Source organism: Clostridium sp. C8-1-8 (assembly GCF_009928445.1).
In the GTDB taxonomy this organism is placed as follows: domain Bacteria; phylum Bacillota; class Clostridia; order Clostridiales; family Clostridiaceae; genus Clostridium_AR.
On the sequence record NZ_JAABNO010000048.1, the window covers coordinates 1 to 23694 of the forward strand.

General features: G+C 31.7%; 15 protein-coding genes and 1 tRNA gene. 14 read left to right on the top strand and 2 right to left on the bottom strand.

Translation table 11 applies throughout. The features are described from left to right. Positions 1–447: 447 nt before the first annotated feature. The 13 genes from spoIIE to GXK57_RS25230 all read left to right on the top strand — a co-directional run bounded on the left by spoIIE (position 448) and on the right by GXK57_RS25230 (position 19704). Positions 448–2844: a stage II sporulation protein E gene (gene spoIIE, locus GXK57_RS25170; protein ID WP_160680775.1), complete on the top strand. Its 2397-nt coding sequence runs from the start codon at positions 448–450 to the stop codon at positions 2842–2844. A gap of 446 nt (positions 2845–3290) precedes the next feature. Continuing rightward, the gene (gene tilS / locus GXK57_RS25175; protein WP_160680776.1) at positions 3291–4694 is read left to right on the top strand and encodes a tRNA lysidine(34) synthetase TilS; all 1404 of its coding nucleotides are present in this window, start codon (positions 3291–3293) and stop codon (positions 4692–4694) included. Between the two features lie 5 nt (positions 4695–4699). Then, positions 4700–5242, top strand: coding sequence for a hypoxanthine phosphoribosyltransferase (gene hpt, locus GXK57_RS25180; protein WP_160680777.1), 543 nt, complete (start codon positions 4700–4702; stop codon positions 5240–5242). A 72-nt stretch (positions 5243–5314) separates the two neighbouring features. After that, complete coding sequence (ftsH, locus tag GXK57_RS25185; RefSeq protein ID WP_160680778.1) at positions 5315–7117, top strand: ATP-dependent zinc metalloprotease FtsH; 1803 nt, start codon at positions 5315–5317, stop codon at positions 7115–7117. Positions 7118–7618: 501 nt separating this feature from the next. Next, positions 7619–9289, top strand: coding sequence for a formate--tetrahydrofolate ligase (locus GXK57_RS25190; protein WP_160680779.1), 1671 nt, complete (start codon positions 7619–7621; stop codon positions 9287–9289). Between the two features lie 475 nt (positions 9290–9764). After that, entirely contained in the window at positions 9765–11423 is a 1659-nt protein-coding gene (locus tag GXK57_RS25195) for a DEAD/DEAH box helicase (protein WP_160680780.1), read from the top strand. 162 nt (positions 11424–11585) lie between these two features. Continuing rightward, a complete protein-coding gene (locus GXK57_RS25200; protein ID WP_160680781.1) occupies positions 11586–12365 on the top strand; it encodes a type III pantothenate kinase in 780 nt (259 codons plus the stop codon). Positions 12366–12381: 16 nt separating this feature from the next. After that, a complete protein-coding gene (gene dusB / locus GXK57_RS25205) occupies positions 12382–13359 on the top strand; it encodes a tRNA dihydrouridine synthase DusB (protein ID WP_160680782.1) in 978 nt (325 codons plus the stop codon). A gap of 390 nt (positions 13360–13749) precedes the next feature. Further along, complete coding sequence (greA, locus tag GXK57_RS25210; RefSeq protein WP_128211203.1) at positions 13750–14232, top strand: transcription elongation factor GreA; 483 nt, start codon at positions 13750–13752, stop codon at positions 14230–14232. A 14-nt stretch (positions 14233–14246) separates the two neighbouring features. After that, positions 14247–15749: a lysine--tRNA ligase gene (gene lysS / locus GXK57_RS25215; RefSeq protein ID WP_160680783.1), complete on the top strand. Its 1503-nt coding sequence runs from the start codon at positions 14247–14249 to the stop codon at positions 15747–15749. Between the two features lie 311 nt (positions 15750–16060). After that, positions 16061–16135 (top strand) — tRNA-Asn (locus GXK57_RS25220). A 534-nt stretch (positions 16136–16669) separates the two neighbouring features. Then, complete coding sequence (locus GXK57_RS25225; protein WP_160680784.1) at positions 16670–18061, top strand: glycine--tRNA ligase; 1392 nt, start codon at positions 16670–16672, stop codon at positions 18059–18061. Positions 18062–18429: 368 nt separating this feature from the next. Continuing rightward, on the top strand, positions 18430–19704 hold the full coding sequence (locus tag GXK57_RS25230; RefSeq protein ID WP_160680785.1) for an FAD-dependent oxidoreductase: 1275 nt from the start codon (positions 18430–18432) through the stop codon (positions 19702–19704). Positions 19705–19759: 55 nt separating this feature from the next. On the opposite strand, the gene GXK57_RS25235 is transcribed toward GXK57_RS25230, so the two are convergent. Then, complete coding sequence (locus GXK57_RS25235; RefSeq protein ID WP_160680786.1) at positions 19760–20245, bottom strand: methylated-DNA--[protein]-cysteine S-methyltransferase; 486 nt, start codon at positions 20243–20245, stop codon at positions 19760–19762. 183 nt (positions 20246–20428) lie between these two features. Here GXK57_RS25235 and murD point away from each other — a divergent pair, with 183 nt between their 5' ends. Next, positions 20429–21805, top strand: coding sequence for a UDP-N-acetylmuramoyl-L-alanine--D-glutamate ligase (gene murD, locus GXK57_RS25240; RefSeq protein WP_160680787.1), 1377 nt, complete (start codon positions 20429–20431; stop codon positions 21803–21805). 194 nt (positions 21806–21999) lie between these two features. Here the strand turns inward: murD and GXK57_RS25245 are convergent, their stop codons facing one another. Beyond that, on the bottom strand, positions 22000–23028 hold the full coding sequence (locus tag GXK57_RS25245) for a DUF5050 domain-containing protein (RefSeq protein ID WP_160680788.1): 1029 nt from the start codon (positions 23026–23028) through the stop codon (positions 22000–22002). Positions 23029–23694: the final 666 nt, after the last annotated feature.

Genomic DNA, 23694 nt, shown 5'->3' on the forward strand with positions numbered 1-23694 from the left:
AAAATCCTGCGGTGCTAAAACACCGTACCGGTTCGATTCCGGTCTTCAGCACCAAAAAGAATCCATATATAATATGGATTCTTTTTTTGTTTTACAGGATATGCAGTGAAAAATAAAATACGTTCGTCTGTTAGGTTTTTTTTATATGCATAAATTCTACAAGTGCTGATATATGCATAAAAAATATCTCTATAAAATAACAAAGACTATTTCGCAACGACAAATAAGGCCTTTTTTTAAGCCTCTGGATATTAGGATTAATAACTTAGTTTTATAATACACTTCCGAATATATAAAGAAATACGTAAAAAGCCATGCAAATAATATAAAGAAATAAAGTGATAAATGTCCGAATAAAATTATAAATACAAAACAGTAAATGACATATATTTCCATATTGCTTTGCTATAATAAAACTACACTTTAGAGAAATAGGAGGGGTTACTAATGCAATATGGAGTAGATGTCACTACATATAAGAGAGTGGGAGATAGGAGAAAAGATAAAAAAGAGATTAAGATAATGGGGTCTCCTTATAGGTTGTTATTTGATTTCTTTGGTGCTTTTCTAATAAGTAGAGTTACTATAAATGCAAGTGGAGCGGGTATAGATGGGTTAGCACCCTTTGGTATAGCTTTTATATTATCGTTTCTAAACAGAGAAGAAAAAAAGGAAGGCATAATTGCTTCAGTTGGTGTTTTACTTGGGTATGCTACTCTCTTGGGCAGTGTGCCTAATGTTGGCATTTATATATTATCTGCAGCTATTGTATCTATATTTGTCAACATTCGATTTAATATAAAGGAGAGAACTAGCTTAATTATAAGTTTCTCTATATTACTATTATCAATGGTTATCTATAGAGCTTTTGCTCATAGCATAGTTCTATGGATTAATCTTCTTACTTCAGCAGTACAATGTATTGTTGTTTATCCAATATATTATATTATAAAATATGCATTAACATGCCTAGATGATATAAAAACTAATCATTTTTTTACCAATGAAGAACTTATATCTATGGCGCTTCTTTTTTGTTTAATTGTTTCTGGAATAGGTAGCATAGCGTTAGCGGGAATTAGTTTAAGAAACATAATAGCTTTGTTTTTTGTTATAGCAATAGCATTTGCTCTGGGAAGTTCTGTAGGTGCAGCTGCAGGCGTTACAATGGGAATAATAGTAGGTTTGTCTACCAATAATATGATAATCTATATAAGTGTATATAGCATATGTGGATTGATTGTAGGTATTTTTAAAGATACTGGAAAGTGGTTTACTGTATTATCCTATATTGTTGTATACTTTGTTTTAGCTATGTATTCAAAAGGGTTGGATGATTTTAAAACCATAGAAGCTATAATAGTGGCTTTAATATTTTGTATAGTTCCAGTTAGCATTTATAGTAAGATATCTTTAGAGTTGGATAATGATAAGAAGCAAGATACATTAGGAGACTTACATTTTTATAAGGTGAAGGATGAGTTCACTAACAGGTTAGTTGATTTTACAGATGTTTTATCAACCATAGCTGTTACATTGAATAATTTAATAGATAATGATAGATTGCTGCTAAAGAATAAGAGTAGTGCACTTATAGAAAACTTAGGTGATAGGGTGTGTAGCTCCTGTGATATGAGATATACATGCTGGAAGAGAGAGTTACATACTACTTATAATGCTTTTTCTGAATTGATAAGAAATAATCAAGAGGGTAGGTCGGACTTTCCGCTAGAGCTTGATAAAAAGTGTATTAAGAAATATGCCCTAGTTAAAAATACAGAGGAAATTGTTAATAACTATATTCAGGATGAAATGCTGAAAAGAAGACTAGGTGAAGGAAGAAAATTATTAGCTGGTCATATAAATAATATGGCTGTTACTATTGGTGAATTGGTTGAAGACTTTAGTAAGGATATAATAATATGCAATGATGTTGAGAAAATTATAAAGAGAGCTTTAAATAAAGAAAATATGAGATATGAGGATGTACTATGCTACAATGACAAAAATGGCAGGTTAAATATAAAGATAACCATGGATAGCTGTGGCGGTAGCCAGATGTGTGTAAAGCAACTGTTACCTATAATAAATAGATCTATAGGTAAAACTATGAGTATAGGTGGAGAGGGGTGTTCTATAGAACCAAAGACAAATAAGTGTTCTATATATATAGAAGAAACACCTAAGTATCACGTATCATCTTATGCAGCTATAGCTTGTAAGGATGGGGAAAAGTATACAGGAGATAGCTATAGCTACGGAAAAACTCAAGGTGGAAGCTATATGGTGCTAGTAAGTGATGGAATGGGGTCTGGACCAGAAGCTGGTGCTGAAAGTAAAGCGGCTGTAGAACTTATAGAAAAGTTTACACAGGTTGGGTTTTCAGAGTTAACTGCTATAAATACAGTGAATTCTATCATGTCTATGAAGTTTACTGAGGATGAGAAGTTTGCAACATTGGATCTTCAAAATGTAGATCTTTACTCAGGAAACGTTAAGTTTATGAAGGTAGGGGCTGTAGAGAGCTTTATAAAGAGAGGAGATAAAGTTGAGATCATCAAATCAAAAACCTTACCTTTTGGTATACTAGATACAACGGATGTTGATATTATAGAAAAGAAGGTATGTAACGGAGATCTTATAGTTACAATAAGTGATGGAATACTTTATGGAAAAGATGGGGACGGAAGTTGTAAGTGGCTCACTGAGTTTTTATATACAACTAGTAATAAAAATCCTAAAGAATTATCTATAGAGATATTAGATAAGGCTAAAGAGATAAGTGGACAAAGAATAAAAGATGATATGACTGTTGTTGTTTCGAAAGTGTATGCTATTTACTAAATGATAGATTTTTACAACTAAATAAAAATCTAAACTATGAAGCTAGCCAATTGGTTTCATAGTCCTTTTTATTCTTTAGAAAATTATATTTTAGATAAAGCTGTGAATAACAATGTGTATATGGCTTAAATGCATATATTGGAGAAAGAATAAAAAAGAGAAAATATTTCGCCTGCCAGATTTTCCTCATATACATTCGGAAAGTCGGATGCGTAAAAAGCTCACTGAAGAAGGCCACTTCAGCGACTTTTTTACGTGAAAATTTAAATTGAAGTTATTAATTTCTTATTTTATAAAACTTGAATGTGTAAGACAATGATGTTTGTACTTTAAGAACTGTATAAGAATTATAATTTAAGTTTTAATGAATTTGTATAAAATTTCTTAATAAGAGTTTAATGATATGTTATAATAAGTTATTAAAGTTGAATAGGAAGTGTTCTAACTTGAATGATAAAGTTATAAATTTTATAATAGACCATCACATGATAAAAGAAGGCGATAGAGTATTAGTGGCGCTATCAGGAGGTCCGGATTCTGTTTGTCTACTACATATCTTATATAGTCTAAGGAATGAATTTAATATTTCTATAGGTGCTGCACATATTAACCATTTGCTGAGAGGAGAAGACTCTTTTGAGGATGAGAAATATGTTCAAAAGGTATGCGATGAACTCGATATTCCTTGCTATGTAAGGAGATCACAAATAGAAGCTGTTGCCAAAGAAAAGGGAATATCTTCTGAAATGGCAGGTAGGGAAGTAAGATATGAGTTTTTCCATGAAATTGTAAAAACTCAAGGTTTTACAAAGGTGGCTATAGCTCATAATGCAAACGATCAAGCTGAGACTGTACTTATGAGAATGATGAGAGGAACAGGATTGGATGGTTTAGTAGGCATAAGGCCAGTGAGGGATGAAGTGTTTATAAGACCAATACTATGTTTGACCAGAGAAGAGATAGAGAATTATTGTGAATATAATAAATTGGAGCCTAGAATTGATGGAACAAACCTTGAAAGTATATATTCTAGAAATAAGGTAAGACTTGAAATGATTCCTTTTATTAAACGAAACTTTAATAAAGATATTATTGAATCTCTCAATAGACTAGCTTCTCTTGCTTCTATTGATAGTGATTATATAGATAAAAGTGCATTAGATATATATAGTGATTTTTGTATTGAACGATCAAGGGAGATTGTGATAAAAAAAGATGCGTTTTTGGTACATGAATCTTTACTTACAAGGGTCATAAGAAAAGCTATATTTTATGTTGCAAAAGCTACATATAATTATGAGATGAAACATATCTATGATATTATCGTATTACAAAGAGGAAGTACTGGGAAAAGTATAAATATTCCTAATAATGTAGTTGTAGAAAATTCTTATGGAGATATAATTATTACTATAAAACAAAATGACAATAGTGATAATAAGGAATATGTTTTAGTAAAGAGGGAACTTAGTGCGAAAAACATAGAAACCTTGAGATTAGAAGGCTTATTATATGATGTTGAGATTGAAGTAAAGCGAAATAGTAAAAAAATAGATTTAAATAGTAGTGACTTAATCAAATATTTTGATTATGATAAGATAAAAGAGAGAATAATTATTAGAAGTAGAGAAAATGGAGATAAAATTAAACCCTTAGGTATGAATGGAACTAAAAAGATAAAAGATATATTTATTGATAAGAAAGTCCCTAATAACTTAAGAGACCATATACCTTTGGTTTGTTTTGATAATGACATTGCATGGATTGTTGGGATAAATATAAGTGATTTATTTAAGGTTACCAATAATACAAAAAACATCTTGCAAATAAGTTTTAAGGAGAGGAAATAGTTAACATGAAAGAAGACGTAAAAGAAGTACTGTTTTCTGAAGAGGTAATAGTGGATAAGGTAAAACAGATGGGAGAAACGTTAAGTCGTGACTATAAAGGAAAGGATTTGCTTGTAGTTGGTGTCTTAAAGGGTTCTGTAGTATTTACATCGGAATTGCTTAAGCACATCAATATACCTTGTGAGTTGGATTTTATAGCGGTATCAAGTTATGGAAGCTCTACTCAAACATCTGGAGTTGTAAGGATATTAAAGGATCTTGACAATGATGTTGAAGGTAAAGATGTTATAATTGTAGAAGATATAGTTGATACAGGACTTACGCTAAGCTATCTGTTAAAATACTTCGAAGATAGAAATGCGAACAGTATTGAGATAGTAACCCTACTTAATAAACCTGCTAGGAGAAAAACCAATATAAATGTTAAGTATTATGGATTTGAGGTTCCTGATGAATTTATAGTTGGCTACGGCATAGATTATGCTGAAAAGTATAGAAATCTGCCGTTTATAGCTTCTTTAAAAGAAGAAGTATACTCTAATAAGTAAATTATCTATATTGTAATGAAAAAAATCATATGGTAAAATTTTATAGTAACTACTAAGAGAGGGGGGCCTGTGATGAAAAAATTTTCTAGCTTAACGGCCTGGATTTTGATAATGGTAATGGTTGTAGTTGCTGCTGTCTTTTTAGCAAAAAGTGAAGAAGCAGGAAGTACAATACCTTATAGTGAATTCCAACAAAAATGGATTAGTGATCAGGTTAAGAGTATACAAGTAAAACAGGATAAAATGACTGTTGAGGGTACCTTAACAAATAATAAAAACTTTAATACTGTAGTTCCTGTTGAAACATTAAATATATTACTTGCTAATAATAATAAACCAAATGTAAAAGTTGCATTTGAACTTCCTACTAATATATCTGTTTGGGTTCAGATAATACCAACAGTATTAATAATATTTTTATTAATAGCATTTTTCTTTATATTTATGCAGCAATCACAAAGTGGAGGCGGAAGCCGAGGAGTTATGAACTTTGGTAAAAGTAGAGCTAAGATGGCGACTCCGGATAAGAAAAAAGTTACATTTAAAGATGTTGCAGGTGCTGATGAAGAGAAGGCTGAATTAGAGGAAATAGTAGATTTCTTAAAGCAACCTAAGAGATATATAGAGATGGGAGCTAGAATTCCCAAAGGAGTTCTTTTGGTTGGACCTCCTGGAACAGGAAAAACTCTTCTTGCTAAAGCTATAGCAGGCGAAGCTGGAGTACCTTTCTTTAGTATTTCTGGTTCTGACTTCGTAGAAATGTTTGTCGGAGTAGGTGCTTCAAGAGTAAGAGATTTATTTGAGCAAGCAAAGAAAAATCCTTCATGTATTGTATTTATAGATGAAATAGATGCAGTTGGTAGGCAAAGAGGTGCTGGTTTAGGCGGAGGCCATGATGAAAGAGAACAAACTCTTAATCAATTACTTGTAGAAATGGATGGGTTTGGTGCTAATGAAGGTATCATAATGATAGCTGCTACTAATAGACCAGATATTCTTGACCCAGCATTATTAAGACCAGGAAGATTTGATAGGCAGATAGTTGTTGGAGCTCCTGATGTTAAAGGTAGGGAAGAGATACTTAAGGTTCATACAAGAAATAAACCTCTATCAGATGATATTGATTTAAATGTGTTGGCAAAAAGAACACCAGGTTTCACTGGAGCTGATATTGAAAATCTAACAAATGAAGCTGCACTTTTATCTGTTCGTAGAAGTAAGAAGATTATCGGAATGGATGAGATGGAGGAAGCTATAACTAGAGTAATAGCAGGACCTGAAAAAAAGAGCAGAGTTATTAGTGAACATGATAGAAAATTAACTGCATATCACGAGGCAGGTCATGCGGTTGTAGCTAAGTTATTACCAAATGCTGACCCTGTTCATCAGATAAGTATAATACCAAGAGGTATGGCAGGCGGATACACTATGCACTTACCAGCTGAAGATAGAAGTTATACATCTAAGTCCAGATTGAAGGATGAGATGGTAGGACTTTTAGGTGGAAGAGTAGCTGAAAAGCTAATAATGGGTGACATCAGTACCGGAGCTAAAAATGATATAGATAGAGCTAGTAATATAGCTAGAAGCATGGTAATGGAATATGGAATGAGTGATGAAGTTGGACCAATTTCTTTTGGTACTGATCATAATGAAGTGTTCTTAGGCAGAGATATAGGAAGAAGTAGAAACTTTAGTGAGGAAATAGGCTCTAAGATTGATAAGGAAATAAAGCATCTTATTGATGAGGCTTATAATAAGGCAGAGTCATTACTTTCTGAGTATATTAGTAAATTGCATGCTGTAGCTCAAGCACTTCTTGAAAAAGAGAAACTTGAAGCTGAGGAATTTGAAGAAATATTTAATAATGCATAATATTAAAAGCAACTACATAATTTGTAGTTGCTTTTTTACTGTATATAAAAGTTTATACTAGCTAAACTTATTAACTTGAGAGGCTTATAATTATATTTATGGTAAATAGCAAAAAAATAAATCTTATTCTTCTGCCAGAATTTCAGCGTATAAATTTAGAAAGTCAGATTCGAAAAAAGCTTACCGAGGGATTTCGCTTCGGCAACTTTTTGACTATATGCTAATGTATAAAGTTTTTTTGTTAACTAAAACTAGAAAATTAAGAGATTGCTTTGCAGAAAGAATATATAATTATACATAAATGCGTATGATTATTTTTTTTATAATGATATAATATGTAATATAACGAATCATAGAGCTTGTAATTTTTAAAAGGTTCGAATTGCTATTTATTTTGTTATAATAAATGTTATAATATACATATTGGTAATATTATATAAAAGGAACTTAGTTAATTTTAAAAAGTATTATAAGGTATATTTTAAGGAGAGGGATTTTATTATGAAAACAGATATAGAAATAGCTCAAGAGTCAAAAATGGAACCTATAGTTAAAATTGCAGAAAAACTAGGATTAATGGATGATGATATTGAACTTTATGGTAAATATAAGTGTAAGATTTCTTTAGACGTTCTTTCTAATAGAAAAGAAAATAAAGATGGAAAATTAGTGTTAGTTACTGCAATAAATCCAACACCAGCAGGTGAAGGTAAATCTACAGTTACAGTAGGGCTTGGTCAGGCACTAAACAAAATTGGAAAAAAAGCCGTAATTGCATTAAGAGAACCTTCGCTTGGACCAGTTTTTGGTATGAAGGGTGGGGCAGCTGGTGGCGGATATGCACAGGTTGTACCTATGGAAGATATAAATCTTCATTTTACTGGAGATATGCATGCTATAACAACTGCTAATAATCTTTTGTGTGCTGCTATTGATAATCATATACATCAAGGGAATACATTGAAAATTGATTCAAGAAGAATAATATTCAAAAGAGTTTTAGATATGAATGATAGAGCACTTAGAAGCATAGTAGTAGGTATGGGAGGTAAGGTTAATGGATTTGTACGTGAAGATGGATTTATGATAACTGTAGCTTCAGAGATAATGGCTATACTATGCTTAGCAGATGGACTTAATGATCTAAAGGAAAGAATGGGAAATATATTAGTTGCTTATAATTTAGATGGGATGCCTGTATATGCTAAAGAGTTAGGTGTTCAAGGTGCCATGGCGCTTCTGATGAAAGATGCTATAAAACCTAACCTGGTTCAAACACTAGAAAATACTCCAGCAATAATACATGGTGGGCCATTTGCTAATATAGCCCATGGATGTAATTCCATAATAGCTACAAAAATGGCTATGAAACTTGGAGACTATACAGTAACAGAGGCTGGATTTGGAGCAGATTTAGGCGCGGAAAAGTTTTTTGATATAAAGTGTAGATATGGAGGGATTAAACCTGACTGTGCTGTTCTTGTAGCTACTATTAGAGCTATAAAGCATCATGGAGGCGTAAAGAAAGAAAAACTCAATGTAGAAGATGTTGAGGCTGTTAAGGTCGGGGTTAAGAATCTAGAAAAGCAAGTGGAGAATATCAGAAAGTATGGTGTTCCAGTTATAGTTGCAATAAACAAGTTTATCACTGATACTGACAATGAAATAGCAGCTGTTGAAGAGTTTTGTGAAGCATTGGGAGTGAAGGTGTCACTTACAGAAGTTTGGGAAAAAGGTGGGGAAGGCGGAATAGATTTAGCTAACAAGGTTGTTGATACTATAAACTCTACCCAGTCAAAATTTAGCCCTATATATGATTCTGAGTTGCCAATTAAAGAGAAAATAGGTACTATAGCTAGAGAGATCTATGGTGCCAAGGGAGTTACATATACGTCCTCCGCTTTAAAACAAATAAAGGAATTAGAAGAGTTTAAATTAGATAAGCTCCCAATATGTATGGCTAAGACTCAGTATTCATTATCAGATAATCCTACTTTACTGGGAAGACCTAGTGATTTTGAAATAACTGTAAGAGAAATAAGAGTTTCCAATGGAGCTGGATTTGTAGTTGCTTTGACTGGTGATATAATGACTATGCCAGGATTGCCTAAAGTTCCTGCAGCAAATAAGATGGATATATTAGATGATGGTGAAATAATAGGTTTATTCTAAAGGTCTGAAGCCGCTGATTTTATGTATAAAATCGGCGGTTTTTTCAAATACTTAGAAAGAAATAATTTCTATGAGAATCTTATTCAACATAATGATATTTTATATTAATAAGGTTGTGAAAATATAGAACAAAGAAGATTTTCATAAGGCTACTACGATTTTATCCCAATAAATTAATATACTAAATAACACAAAAATTTAGATATAAAGGTATGTGGCATAATTTTATTATTTATCTTTATACTTTGACAGTGAATAAACCATGTGATACAATAGAGTCTCGTAGGAATTAATATGTTATAACATGTTTTTTGGGTTTTTTACCGATTTGCTTCAAGAGTATAAACGAAATTTTGGTCGCCTTGAAAAATCCTCTTAGATATGGAAAGGGTTTTTTTAGTTCGACCTTTTTTGGTGTGTAATAAATTAATTAAGATGAAAAATAAAATAGATTAGTTAAAAAAGGAGATATTTAATGGAAAAAATGATATTTAATGAGCTAAACTGCTCAGAAGAAATAAAAAGGGCTATTAGCGATATGGGGTTTACAGAGGCTACTCCAATACAAGCTTTGGCTATACCAGTAGTTATGCAAGGAATAGATATGGTGGGCTTAGCTCAAACAGGTACTGGTAAGACTGCAGCTTTTGGAATACCTACTATAGATAAAATCGATACAACAACTAAAGAGTTACAAGTTTTAGTTTTGTGTCCAACTAGAGAACTAGCTGTTCAAGTTAGCGAAGAATTTGAAAAGTTAACAAAGTATAAAAGAAATTTAGAAGTTTTAGCTGTGTATGGCGGAGACTCAATGGAAAGACAAATAAGAGGACTTAGAAGAGGAGCTCAAATAGTTGTTGGAACTCCTGGAAGAGTTATGGATCATATGAGAAGAGGTACAGTAAAACTTGGTTCTTTAAAAGTTCTAATATTAGATGAAGCAGATGAAATGCTTAATATGGGATTTAGAGAAGATATTGAAGAGATAATGTCTACAATAGATCAGCCAGTACAAAAGTTATTATTCTCAGCTACTATGAAGAAAAATATATTAGACATAGTTAAAAAGCATTTGAAGGATCCAAAGATGGTTAAGATTGAGAATAAGGAACTAACAACTCCAAACATTTCTCAAATGTATGTTGAAGTTAAGGAACAGGATAAGCTAGAAGTAATGACAAGACTTATAGATATGTATAATCCTAAACTTTCATTAATTTTCTGTAATACTAAGAGTAAGGTAGATGAAATTGAAGAAAAGCTTCTTAACAAGGGATATAATATAAGTAAAATACATGGTGATATGAAGCAATCTGTAAGAAGTAGTGTTATACAAAGATTTAAGCAAGGAAATATTAAGATACTTATAGCTACAGATGTTGCTGCTAGAGGCTTAGATATAGATGATGTTGAAATGGTATTTAATTTTGATGTTCCTCAGCATGAAGAACATTATGTTCATAGAATAGGTAGAACTGGAAGAGCCGGAAGAGAAGGAAAAGCCTTTACTATGGTTACCGGAAGACAAATGAGAGATCTTAGAGACATAATGACTTACACAAAGAAGAAGATGAAGCTTCACAATATACCTACATTGAAAGATGTTAGAAAAGCTAAAGTTAAAAAGTTTGTAGATATATTACAAGAAGATATGAAGAGTGATGAATTTAAGAAGTACTTAACTATAGTTGAAAAGATGGAGGAAGAAGGATATTCAGCTAAGGATATTGCTGCAGCTTTATTACAAAGAGAGCTTAACTTTAGTGAAAGAGATGACGTTGATATGAATCCATCTGCATCTGCATCAAGAAGTGAAGACTTTGAAAGAAGAAGAGCTCCAAGAGCTGCTGGATCATCTAGAGAAGAAGGAATGGTTAGGATGTTTGTTAACATAGGAAGAGACAAAAATCTTAAGCCAGAACATCTTGTAAGAGCTATAGCTAGCGAGGTTGGTATACCAGGAAGAAGTATTGGTGCTATAGATATATACGAAAAGTACACATTTGTAGAAGTTCCTGAGCAGTATTCAAATCAGGTTTTAGAAGTTATGAACAAAGTGAAGATAAACGGCGTAAGAATTAATGTAGAGGTTGCTCAGAAAAAAGGAACTAAGAGAAAGAGAGACTTCAACTAAACATTGATAAAAACTTGACAAATAATATTTACTTGCTAAAATTATATTGATATTTATATAATGCATTTAATGAATATTTTATTGTGCAGTTTAAATAGAATATATGATCAATGAGCAGCTTGAAAAGCTGCTTTTAATTGTATTAGTTGGAGGATTATTATTATGATCTTATTAGTAGATGTTGGTAATACTAATATAGTTTTAGGAGTTTATCACGATAATAAGTATATGACTAGCTGGAGGATATCTACAGATTCTAAAAAGACTTCTGATGAGTATGGGATACAGGTAAATGCCTTGTTTACTCAAAACAATCTAGATGTTAAGGCGATTGAGGGAATTATTATTTCATCAGTAGTTCCTAACATAATGTACTCTTTAGAGCATATGATTAGAAAATGCTTTAATATGGATCCGATTATAGTGGGGCCAGGTATAAAAACTGGCATAAATATAAAGTATGATAATCCGAGAGAAGTTGGTGCGGACAGAATAGTCAATGCCGTAGCTGCCTATGAAATGTATAAAAAAAGTACTATAATTATAGATTTTGGAACAGCAACCACTTTTTGTGCTTTAGCTAAGAATGGTAATTATCTTGGTGGAAGTATAGTTCCAGGAATAAGAATTTCTTCAGATGCTCTTTTTGAAAGGGCTGCAAAACTTCCTAGAGTAGAACTAGAAAAGCCTGAATCAATTATATGTAAAAATACTGTAACAAGTATGCAAGCAGGAATAATATATGGTTATATAGGTCAAGTTGAATATATAGTAAAGAGGATGAAACAAGAGATGATGGAACTTGGAGAAGAAGAGCCTTTTGTTTTAGCTACGGGTGGATTAGCTAATCTTATAGCTAGAGAAACTGACGTTATAGACAAAGTAGATTCAAGACTAACACTAGAAGGTCTTAAAATAATCTATTATAAGAATAGAGAATAGAAGATGGTATTTTCTGATGAATATTGGCAATGTAAGTTTAGAGAATAATGTTTTTTTAGCTCCGATGGCTGGAGTTACAGATATATCTTTTAGAGGCCTTTGTAAAAACATGGGGTGTTCTCTTGTTTATACTGAAATGGTAAGCAGTAAAGCGCTTTACTACGGTAGTGACAATACTGAGGAGCTTTTAAGGATATCGGAAGAGGAAAAACCTGTAGCTGTGCAGATGTTTGGAAATGATCCTAAGGTTATGGCTGACGTAACTGAAAGATATTTTAATGAAAATAAGGATATATGTATAATAGATATAAATATGGGGTGTCCTGCGCCGAAGATAGTTAAAAATGGTGAAGGATCAGCTCTTATGAAAGATCCTAAATTAGCCTATGAAATAGTGAAAGCTGTTAAGAAGGTTTCTACTAAACCTGTAACTGTAAAGTTTAGGAAAGGTTTTGATAAGGAGAACATAAATGCTGTTTTCTTTGCTCAACTTATGGAGGAAGCTGGAGTAGATGCTGTTGCTGTACACGGTAGAACAAGAGAGCAAATGTATGAAGGCAAAGCAGATTGGGACATAATAAAACAAGTGAAAGAAGTTGTTAACGTTCCTGTTATCGGTAATGGAGATATAGTTACTGCAGATGATGCTAAAAGGATGTTTTCTACAACTAATTGTGATGGCGTTATGATAGCAAGAGGTAGTATGGGAAATCCGTGGATATTTAAGCAAGTTTCCAATATGATGAATGGACGGGAAGTCCAGTACCCAACAGCTTCAGAAAAAATTGACATGTGTTTGGAGCATTATAATCTTGCTTTGAAATATGATGGCCCACGCAAAGCGTTGAGAGAAATGAGAAAGCATATTGCTTGGTACATAAAAGGCTTAAAAAGTTGTACAGAAATTAAAAATATTATTAATACAGAGACTAATGTTGAGTCTGTTTTAAATTTATTAAAAGAATATAGAAATTTTTTAATAAAAGAAGATTAGGATTGCATTTTAAAATGTATTAATGAATAAATATAGGGTATAACAATATACTAAAATGACAATAATGAGAAATGCTACAAACTTAAATTAAGTAAATGAGACTTGCTATTCTACGCAACCCTATTTCAAAATATGGTTGAGCAGAATAGCAAGTCTTAAATACTAAATTGAAACTTAATAGATTTTATAGTGAGAATAAAAGAATACGTTTCCAATAAGTAGGTTTTATGGTAGCTATTTGTTTATAACTATATTGACATTATCTATTATAGGTTTTATAATATGAAAAATAATTGACAGTTAAAGGAAGGCTATATATAACAAATTTATATGAAGTTTTGTTAAAATATGATATATTATAATAGTATGACTGTTGAAGGGGAGAAAAAAATGAGCGAAGCTAAAAAGTACATGATGACTTATGAAGGTGTCAAAAAATTAGAAGACGAACTAGAGTTTTTGAAAACTGTTAAAAGAAAAGAAATAACTGAAAAAATAAAGGTTGCTTTAGGATATGGAGATTTAAGTGAAAATTCAGAGTATGATGAAGCTAAAAATGAACAAGCTTTTACAGAAGGAAGAATTATTCAACTTGAAAACATGCTTAAAAATGCAGTAGTTGTGGATGAGTCAGAAATATCAACAGATACAGTTACAATAGGATCTATTGTTAAGGTAAAAGATTATGACTTCGATGAAGAAGTTGAATATATAATTGTTGGTTCTGCTGAAGCAGATCCAATGGAAAATAAAATTTCAAACGAATCTCCAGTAGGAAGCGCTTTAATGGGCAAAAAAGTTGGCGATGTAGTAGATGCTGTTGTTCCATCAGGTGTTAGTAAGTTTGAAGTTCTAGGAATAAGAAGAGATTAACGGAGGGATTTTTAATGTCAAATGAGGAAATGAGTATAAACCAGTTAGAGGCTCAATTTAATGAGCAAGAAAGATTAAGGAGGCAGAAACTCTTAGATCTACAACAAGCAGGTAAAGACCCATTTGATGTTTATAAAGTTGAGAGAAGCCATTCATCTGTACAGGTGAAGGATAATTTTGAAACATTAGAAGGTAAGATTGTTAAAGTTGCAGGAAGACTTATGTCTAAAAGAGGCCAAGGAAAAGTTATATTCTCAGATATCCATGATAGGGATGGAAAGCTTCAATTATTCATAAAAATAGATGAAGTTGGAGAGGAAGCTCTAAAAGAATATAAGACATATGATCTTGGAGATTGGGTTAGTGCAGAGGGCGAAGTGTTTAAAACTAAAGCTGGAGAAGTTTCAGTTAAGGTTTCATCATTTAAGCTTATATGTAAGTCATTGAAGCCACTTCCAGAAAAGTGGCATGGGTTAAAAGATCCAGATTTGAGATATAGACAAAGAGAAGTAGATGTAATAACTAATCCTGAGGTAAAGGATACTTTTATAAAGAGAACAAGAATAATAAAAGAAATTAGAAACTTTTTAGATAATAGAGGATTCCTTGAAATAGAAACTCCTATACTTTCACCAATAGCAGGTGGAGCAGCAGCAAGACCTTTCATAACACATCATAATGCATTAGATATAGATATGTATCTAAGAATTGCTACTGAACTTTATTTAAAAAGATGTATAGTAGCTGGTTTTGAAAAAGTTTATGATATGGGTAAGAATTTTAGAAATGAGGGGATAGATGTAAGACATAACCCTGAATTTACTATGATTGAACTTTATGAAGCATATTCAGATTACAATGACATGATGGAAATAACTGAAAACTTAATTTCAACTGTATGTGAAAAAGTTCATGGAACTACTAAGGTATCATACCAAGGAACTGAGATTGAGTTTAAAGCACCATGGAGAAGAATAACTATGGTTGACGCTGTTAAAGAATACGCTGGTATAGATTTTAATACTATTAATAGTGATGAAGAAGCTCAAGCCATCGCAAAAGAAAAGCATCTTGAGTTCAAGAAGGATATAAAGAATGTAACTAAAGGTGAAGTTCTTAACATGTTGTTTGAAGAGTTTGCAGAAGAGCATATGATTCAACCAACTTTTATTACAGACTATCCAGTAGAAATATCACCTCTAACTAAAAAGAAAAGAGGTAATGAGGCCTTTACTGAAAGATTTGAAGGTTTCGTTTATGGAAGAGAAATCTGTAATGCTTACTCAGAGTTAAATGATCCTATAGTTCAAAGAGAAAGATTTGAGCAGCAAGCTAAGGAAAGAGAGCTTGGGGATGATGAAGCATATGTTATAGATGAAGATTTTATGAGCGCTCTTGAAACTGGAATGCCACCTACAGGTGGTCTTGGAATAGGAATAGATAGAATAGTTATGTTCTTAACTGATTCTGCATCAATAAGAGATGTTCTTTTATTCCCTACAATGAAACCACTATAAAGATTTGTAAGGGCTGTTGCAAGGTTAATATAAGAACTTTATAAGATAGAAGCCGTGTATAAAAAAGGTGTATTAATATACTTTTTCTGCATGGCTTCTATTCATATAAATATAAGTTTTATAGCAGTCCATTATTTTATGCCTAAATAGTTAAGTATTTATGATTGAGATAATAGAATTTTAAGAATATATAATGACGCGAGTATAGTCTTAGATTCATCTATTTAATAGAATTGTATATTAATTAAAAAAATATAAAAAAACACTTGCAAAGTTTTTAAAACATGATATAATTTATTTTGTAATGACGTTCCGCGATAGCTCAATGGTGGAGCACTCGGCTGTTAACCGATAGGTTGGAGGTTCGAGCCCTCTTCGCGGAGCCATTTTTATTTTGTAAGATAAGCTTCATGCTCAGCATGAAGCTTTAATTATTTTTATTTTATTAATACTTATATATAAGCAATATAAAGCTTAGTTTTAGAATGAACTGAACAATCCTTTATAAAAAACAATTACTAAAAAATCATTGTCTAGGTATATTAGTGTTTTTCTTGACAATAAGAAATTTTTTGGTAAAATACTAATTATAAATGAATATAGCATGATGATAAAGAAGAGTATGAACTATAACTTTTTAGAGAGATGGTGTGTGGTGGAAACCATTAAGTTGTAATTTTGAAGGGAGCTTTTGAGTGCTAACTTTTAGAGTAGGGCATTTGCCAAGAAGGGTGGAACCGCGGATTAATCCGTCCCTTTGGTGATAGGCTCTTTTTTTATTTGTCAAAATTATTTTGGTGCATAATAATACTTAAGGTATTACTGCTTTAGTAGCATGAATTATTAATAAGCTAATTGTTTTGAAGCATTTCTGTAAAACTAACCATAATTAAAACTTAATTATAAATGGAGGTAGTAAAATGGCAACTGAAAAAACAATGGATAAACTAGTAGCTTTATGTAAGAATAGAGGATTTATATTTCCTGGGTCAGATATATATGGAGGATTGGCTAATTCGTGGGATTATGGTCCTTTAGGTGTAGAGTTTAAGAACAATGTTAAAAAGGCTTGGTGGAAAAAGTTTGTACAGGAAAGCCCTTATAATGTTGGTGTAGATTGTGCAATACTTATGAATAGAGAAGTATGGGTGGCTTCAGGGCACGTTGGCGGATTCTCTGATCCACTTATGGATTGTAAAGAATGTAAGTCAAGATATAGGGCTGATAAGTTAGTAGAAGATCATATGACTGCTCAAGGAGCTGAAGTTGCATCTGCTGATGGATGGAGTAATGAGCAATTAAAAGACTATATAGAACAACATAAAATAGAATGTCCTAAGTGTGGAAAGAAGAACTTTACAGAGATAAGAAAGTTTAACTTAATGTTTAAAACATTCCAAGGTGTAACTGAGGATGCAAAATCAGAAATATACCTTAGACCAGAGACAGCACAAGGAATATTTGTAAACTTTAAATCAGTACAAAGAAGTTCAAGAAAGAAGGTTCCATTTGGTATAGCTCAAATAGGTAAGTCATTCAGAAATGAAATAACTCCAGGTAACTTTACTTTTAGAACAAGGGAATTTGAACAAATGGAACTTGAGTTCTTCTGTAAGCCAGGGACTGATATAGAATGGTTTAACTATTGGAGAGAATATTGCTGGAATTTCCTAATGAACTTGGGGATGAATAAGGATAGCCTAAGAATGAGAGATCATGAGCAAGAGGAATTGTCATTCTATTCTAATGCTACATCAGACATAGAATACTTATTCCCATTTGGTTGGGGAGAACTTTGGGGTATAGCAGATAGAACTGACTATGACTTAACAAAGCATCAAGAACATTCAGGAACAGATATGAGCTACTTGGATCCAACAACTAATGAAAAGTATATTCCATACTGCATAGAACCTTCTTTAGGTGCAGATAGAGTTACCCTTGCATTTTTAGCAGATGCATACGAAGAGCAAGAACTAGAAGATGGAGATATGAGAACAGTTCTACATTTACATCCTGCTTTGGCTCCATATAAAGCTGCAGTGTTGCCTCTATCAAAGAAGCTTTCAGAAAAGGCTGATGAGGTATATGCACAATTAAGAAAGAATTTTAATATTGAATATGACGAGACAGGAAGTATTGGTAAGAGATATAGAAGACAAGATGAAATAGGAACTCCTTTCTGTATAACTGTTGATTTTGATACTTTGGAAGATAATTCGGTTACAGTTAGAGATAGAGACACTATGGAACAAGTTAGAATTAAAATAGAAGAATTAGAAAACTATATTTCTTCAAGGTTAGAGTTTTAGTTTGTAGATTAAGCATTTTAATTTACTTTAATTACCTTAATGATTATAGGCTATGTATTTAGAGTTATTCAGTATAAAACTGGGTAGCTCTATTTTTATGCCTTGGAATACCTAATGTAGTCTAAGTTTCCAAAAAAAGTGTAATAAAAAAGCTTGTCTTTTTCGTAGCGAGTTATAAATACCTGGTAATAGCAAGGGTATATATAATCAATTTAGGTGAAGTAGTAAAAAGAAATCTTAGTGGACTGGCAAATATTCCTCACATACATTGGCAAATGATGATATGTAAAAAAATCTGTTTTTATGTTGTAACAATATCAGTGACAGATAAATATTCTAAATATATACTAATTAAATCGAGGTAGAGTATGAAACTTATTGTAATAGGTGGTGGATGGGCTGGCTGTGCTGCTGCAATAGCTGCTAAGAAAGCTGGTGCTGAAGTTGAAATTTTTGAAAGAACTGATATGCTCCTAGGTGTAGGAAATGTAGGGGGCATAATGAGGAATAACGGTAGATATACAGCGGCAGAGGAATTAATAGCTCTTGGTGCTGGAGAACTAATAAATATTATGGATAGAAATGCAATCCATAAAAATGTTGACTTTCCCCAACATAAGCATGCTTGGTTATGTGATGTAAGCAAAGTTGAACCTGAGGTCAGAAAGTATATTCTTAGTCTTGGTATAAAAGTGAATTTTACTTCTAGAGCTATAAATGTAGTTAAGGAAGATAGGAAAATAAAAGCTATAAAGTTTTATGGTAAGGATACTGTGGAAGGAGATGTTTTTGTAGAGTCTACAGGTTCCACTGGTTCTATGGATAACTGTAATAAGTATGGTAATGGATGTGTTATGTGTGTACTAAGATGTCCTACCTTTGGAATGAGGGTTAGCTTAAGTTCAAAGGCTGGAATTTCAGATATACCCGGAGAAAGAGGTGATGGAACTATTGGAGCCTTCAGTGGTTCCTGTGAGATCCCTAGAGAAAGTGTTTCTCCTGAGATACTTAAGGAACTTGAAGAAAAGGGATCTGTTATACTAAAAGTTCCAGAAGAAGATATTAATATGGATAAACTTAATGCAAAGGTATGCCAGCAATATGCATTAAAGGAATTCGCTGAAAATATAGTGCTGTTGGATACAGGACATATAAAGGTTATGACTTCTTATTATCCTCTTGAGAAGCTTAGAAAAATTAAAGGGCTGGAAAATGCAAGGTATATAGACCCTTATTCCGGAGGTGTTGGTAACTCTATAAGATATCTTTCTTCAACACCTAGAGACAATGATATGAAGGTCAATGGATTAGATAACATGTTTGTAGCAGGAGAAAAAGCTGGTTTCTTCATAGGGCATACTGAAGCTATGGGAACAGGAACACTAGCTGGTCACAATGCGGTAAGAAGTCATCTTGGATTAGAATCTATTATTTTGCCAAGAGAAACTGTGATTGGAGATATAATTGCTTATGCAAATGAAAGACTTAACACTGAGGACGGAAGAAAAGTTAGGCATACTTTTTCTGGTGCTGAGTATTTTGAAAGGATGAAGAAGCTAGGATTGTATTCTATAAATAATGATGAAATAAAGAAAAAAATTGAGGATCTTGGACTAACAAATATATTTAACAAGAAATTATGATTGGATGAGCAAAAGAGCTTGCTGAAGAAGGTTACTTCAGCGAGCCTTTTTACTATTACTTTTTAAACTTTATATTTTCGTGGTTTAGAAGCCATTCTTTTCTCCATAGACCGCCACTGTAGCCAACTAGTTTGCCTGAACTACCTATTATCCTGTGACAAGGTATTATTAGTGGAATTGGGTTTTTATTATTAGCTCCACCTACAGCTCTTACAGCCTTTGGATTATCTATTGAAATAGCAATGTCTTTGTAGGTTTTTATACATCCAAAATCAACCTTGGTTAGGGCCTTCCATACCGTCTTTTGAAAGTCTGTGCCTTCAGGAGCCAAAGGTAGTTCAAATGTAGTTCTCTGTTTCTTAAAGTATTCGTCTAATTGGACTATGCAAGAGTTTATAATAAAGTTTTCGTTCTTTAAATCATTTCTTAAGTCTTTGAAATTACAATCTACAAAATCTAATCCTATAATATGAGTTTCATTAGCTATGATTTCTAATGTTCCGATAGGAGAATTATAATATGCGGTATATTTAATATCCATAGGACCTCCGTAAATTCTATATGATTAATAATTATATACTATTGTGTAAGTAGAATAAATAATATGCCAGTGTTATAATTAGAAGGAAATGGGACAGTATTTAATGTAGTACATAAAATGATATAGGTAAAATCTTTTGAATAATTTATAAGATTTATATAAGTATAAAGGAGATAGTTGTTGATGAGAAAAGATTTTAGTGAGTTTAAGAGCTTTATTAGAGGGAAAAATACTGCTGTTATTGGAATTGGTGTAAGTAATATTCCTTTAATAGACTTTTTATTAGATTTAGGGGCTAATGTAAAAGCATTTGATAAGAAGACAAGGGAACAATTGAATGAAATTGCAGACCATTTTGAAAAAAAAGGTGTGGAGTTAAGTCTTGGTGACAATTATCTTGACCAATTGGTAGGATTTGAAGTTATATTTAAAAGCCCATCTATGAGAATAGATCATGATGCTCTTGTCAAGGCAAAGAGTGAAGGTGCGTATATAACTTCAGAGATTGAAGAGTTTGTTAGATATTGCAAGGGAAAGATATATGCAGTAACTGGTAGTGATGGGAAGACTACGACTACTACGGTTATATCTAAGTTGCTTTCAGAAGAGGGATATAAGACTTGGATAGGAGGAAATATAGGAATTCCTTTATTCTCTAAGATAGAAGAGATAAATGAAGAAGACAAAGTAGTTCTAGAGCTTTCTAGCTTCCAGCTTATGACTATGAATAGCCAAGTGGATGTTGCTGTTGTTACTAATATTACTCCTAATCACTTAGATATGCATAAGGGTATGGATGAATATATAGAATCTAAAAAGAACATATTTAAATATCAAGATAAGAGTGATTTGCTTGTAATTAATATTGAGAATGACATAACTGCATCTTTTAAAAATGATGCTGTAGGGAAGGTAAGAGAGTTTAGCTCTAAAAGAAAGCTTGAAGATGGAGCTTATTTTGAAGATGGAAGTTTATATATATTTGGCAAAGAAGTTTGTAAGAAGAATGATATAGTTATAAAAGGAATGCATAATGTTGAAAATTATCTTGCGGCTTTTGCAGCCACTTATGAAGAAGTTTCTATAGAATCAATGAAAGCTGTAGCAACTACATTTGGTGGCGTTGAACACAGAAGTGAATTTGTTAGAGAATTGAATGGCGTTAAATATTACAATGACTCAATAGGATCTTCTCCTACAAGAACAATAGCTACAATAAAGGCTTTTGATAAACCTGTAATATTAATTGCTGGTGGCTATGATAAGAAGATTCCATTTGAACCATTAGCGTATGAAGGGAATAAATATATAAAAGAACTTATACTTTTAGGGGCTACTAAAGAAAAGATAAAAGATGTATTCCATAAGCTAAGTGTTGATAAGGGAATAAGTATACCAATTCATATGGTAGATAGTTTAGAAGAAGCAGTGTTTAAAGCAAGAGATCTAGCTAAAATTGATGATATAGTAGTTCTTTCACCAGCTTGTGCTAGTTTTGATATGTTTGCTAATTTCGAAATTAGAGGAAATAAGTTTAAAGATATAGTAAAAGGTTTATAACCTATAAATAGATATGTTTTTTGGTTGAAAACTAGCTTGAAATTCTTATGAATGCTAAGATAAAAATTAAAAAATATGGTGTTAATAAGATCATAATATCCCCATTCATCAAGAAATAGATGATTGGGGATATTTATTTTCTTTATGAAATTATAATCAAGATAAGCATATGTAAGTAATATTTTCTTGGTATTTTATTTTATATTATATGCTTTTATATCATTATGCGATGTAATTGATTCATAATATATCGTATTTTCTAGTATATGATATTGATTAATTCCTTCGTTTACCAATGCTTTAGTTGTTGCTCCTTGGTTGCCTGTGGATGGTGGAATTAATTCATATAGATAGTTTGAATCAGACTTATTTATAAAGAATAGTTTGTTTGCAGATATCTGAAGATTTTCAGCTTGTGTGGCTACAAGTTTTGTATCTTCTAAAGTTTGTAAATCTAGAGACCATATGCTATCCCCTTCTCCTGCGTTTACATAATACAAGTTGTTGTTAGTTACTACAAAGCTTTCTGACGAGTTATTAGTTAGTTTCAATTTAGTTTTATCTGCTAGGGAATAAGCATATACTCTATAATTATCATTTTTATTTTGATATATTATCCAATCATTAAATAGAAGAAATTTAGATGCCGAATCTTGGGTGATAGCTGTTTTTACTTTGTCTGTTAAACTTATTTTATATATTTTATTATTATCGCTAGCATTTATAAAATATAGTCCGTCAGATCCCAATATTAGATTAGAGCTTCTACTATTGTCGAACTTCTTGATTTCGTCTGTGCTATCAGTTAATGTATATATACTGTTATTGTCGGACATATTAGAAAAATAAAGTCTTTGAGTGTCTTGAACTAATTCAGTAGAGTAATAATCGTATTTCTTTGATGACTTAAGTAAATCATTTAACGAAGTTAAGTCGTTAGCTGCATATTTATATAGTCTATTATTATCTTTCCACTGAGATACATATGTATTATTTCCAAGCTTAATTATAGGTAGAGCTTTAGCGAATTCACCTGATACGGTTATGCCAGACTTTTTAGTGCTATTTTGAGTGTTTGTATCATTTTCTACAGTAGGAGATGTTATCTTTATCTCTGTAGAACTACTTTTCTTTGTAGCTGAACTGGTTGAACTACTAGTAGATGAACATGAAACTAATGTTAAGGACATTATGATTGCTGAATAAATTAGAACTTTCTTCATATTGTTCCTCCTATTTTTTATTTTGTATTGTTTGTATATACTTATATAAGTATATATCATTCGTCATATATTTATAAGTTCGTTAAACTATATACAATAAAATAGAAATTTTTTAACAGTACTTATAATGTAATAAGTAAAATAGTTCTTTATATGTAAACTAACAGATATATTATCGGTATTTGTATTAATATATTAATGGAAAAATATTTTATTTTTAAATATATTACCTTTTTCAACAATATCAAATGTATAATTTGCTTAATATATTCAGCATTAAGAAGAGAATAAATATTAAGTTTTAGCTTAATTATAGGTTGGGTATCTTTATTTATATGGTTACTGGAGCAAAAAACTTAGAGTTTAATCATTAAACTACACCAGGTGTATCAATAATAGGAAAATGGCAAATAATATAGAAAAATAAAATAAGAAAGAGATAGTTGCTTTGTACATATAATCAATTTATTAGAAATGATAAACAAACATGTTACTATAATAAACGTCGCTGAGAGGTGACTAGATGAAAATTGAAAACTTAAATTAAAAAAATAAGTTGACAATTTGATTCTAAAATGTTAATATAATTAAGCGGTCGGAAACGATTGCAATGGTCTTTGAAAATTAAACAGAGTAAAATAAACAAAGTCTAAAACTAGACTTAAA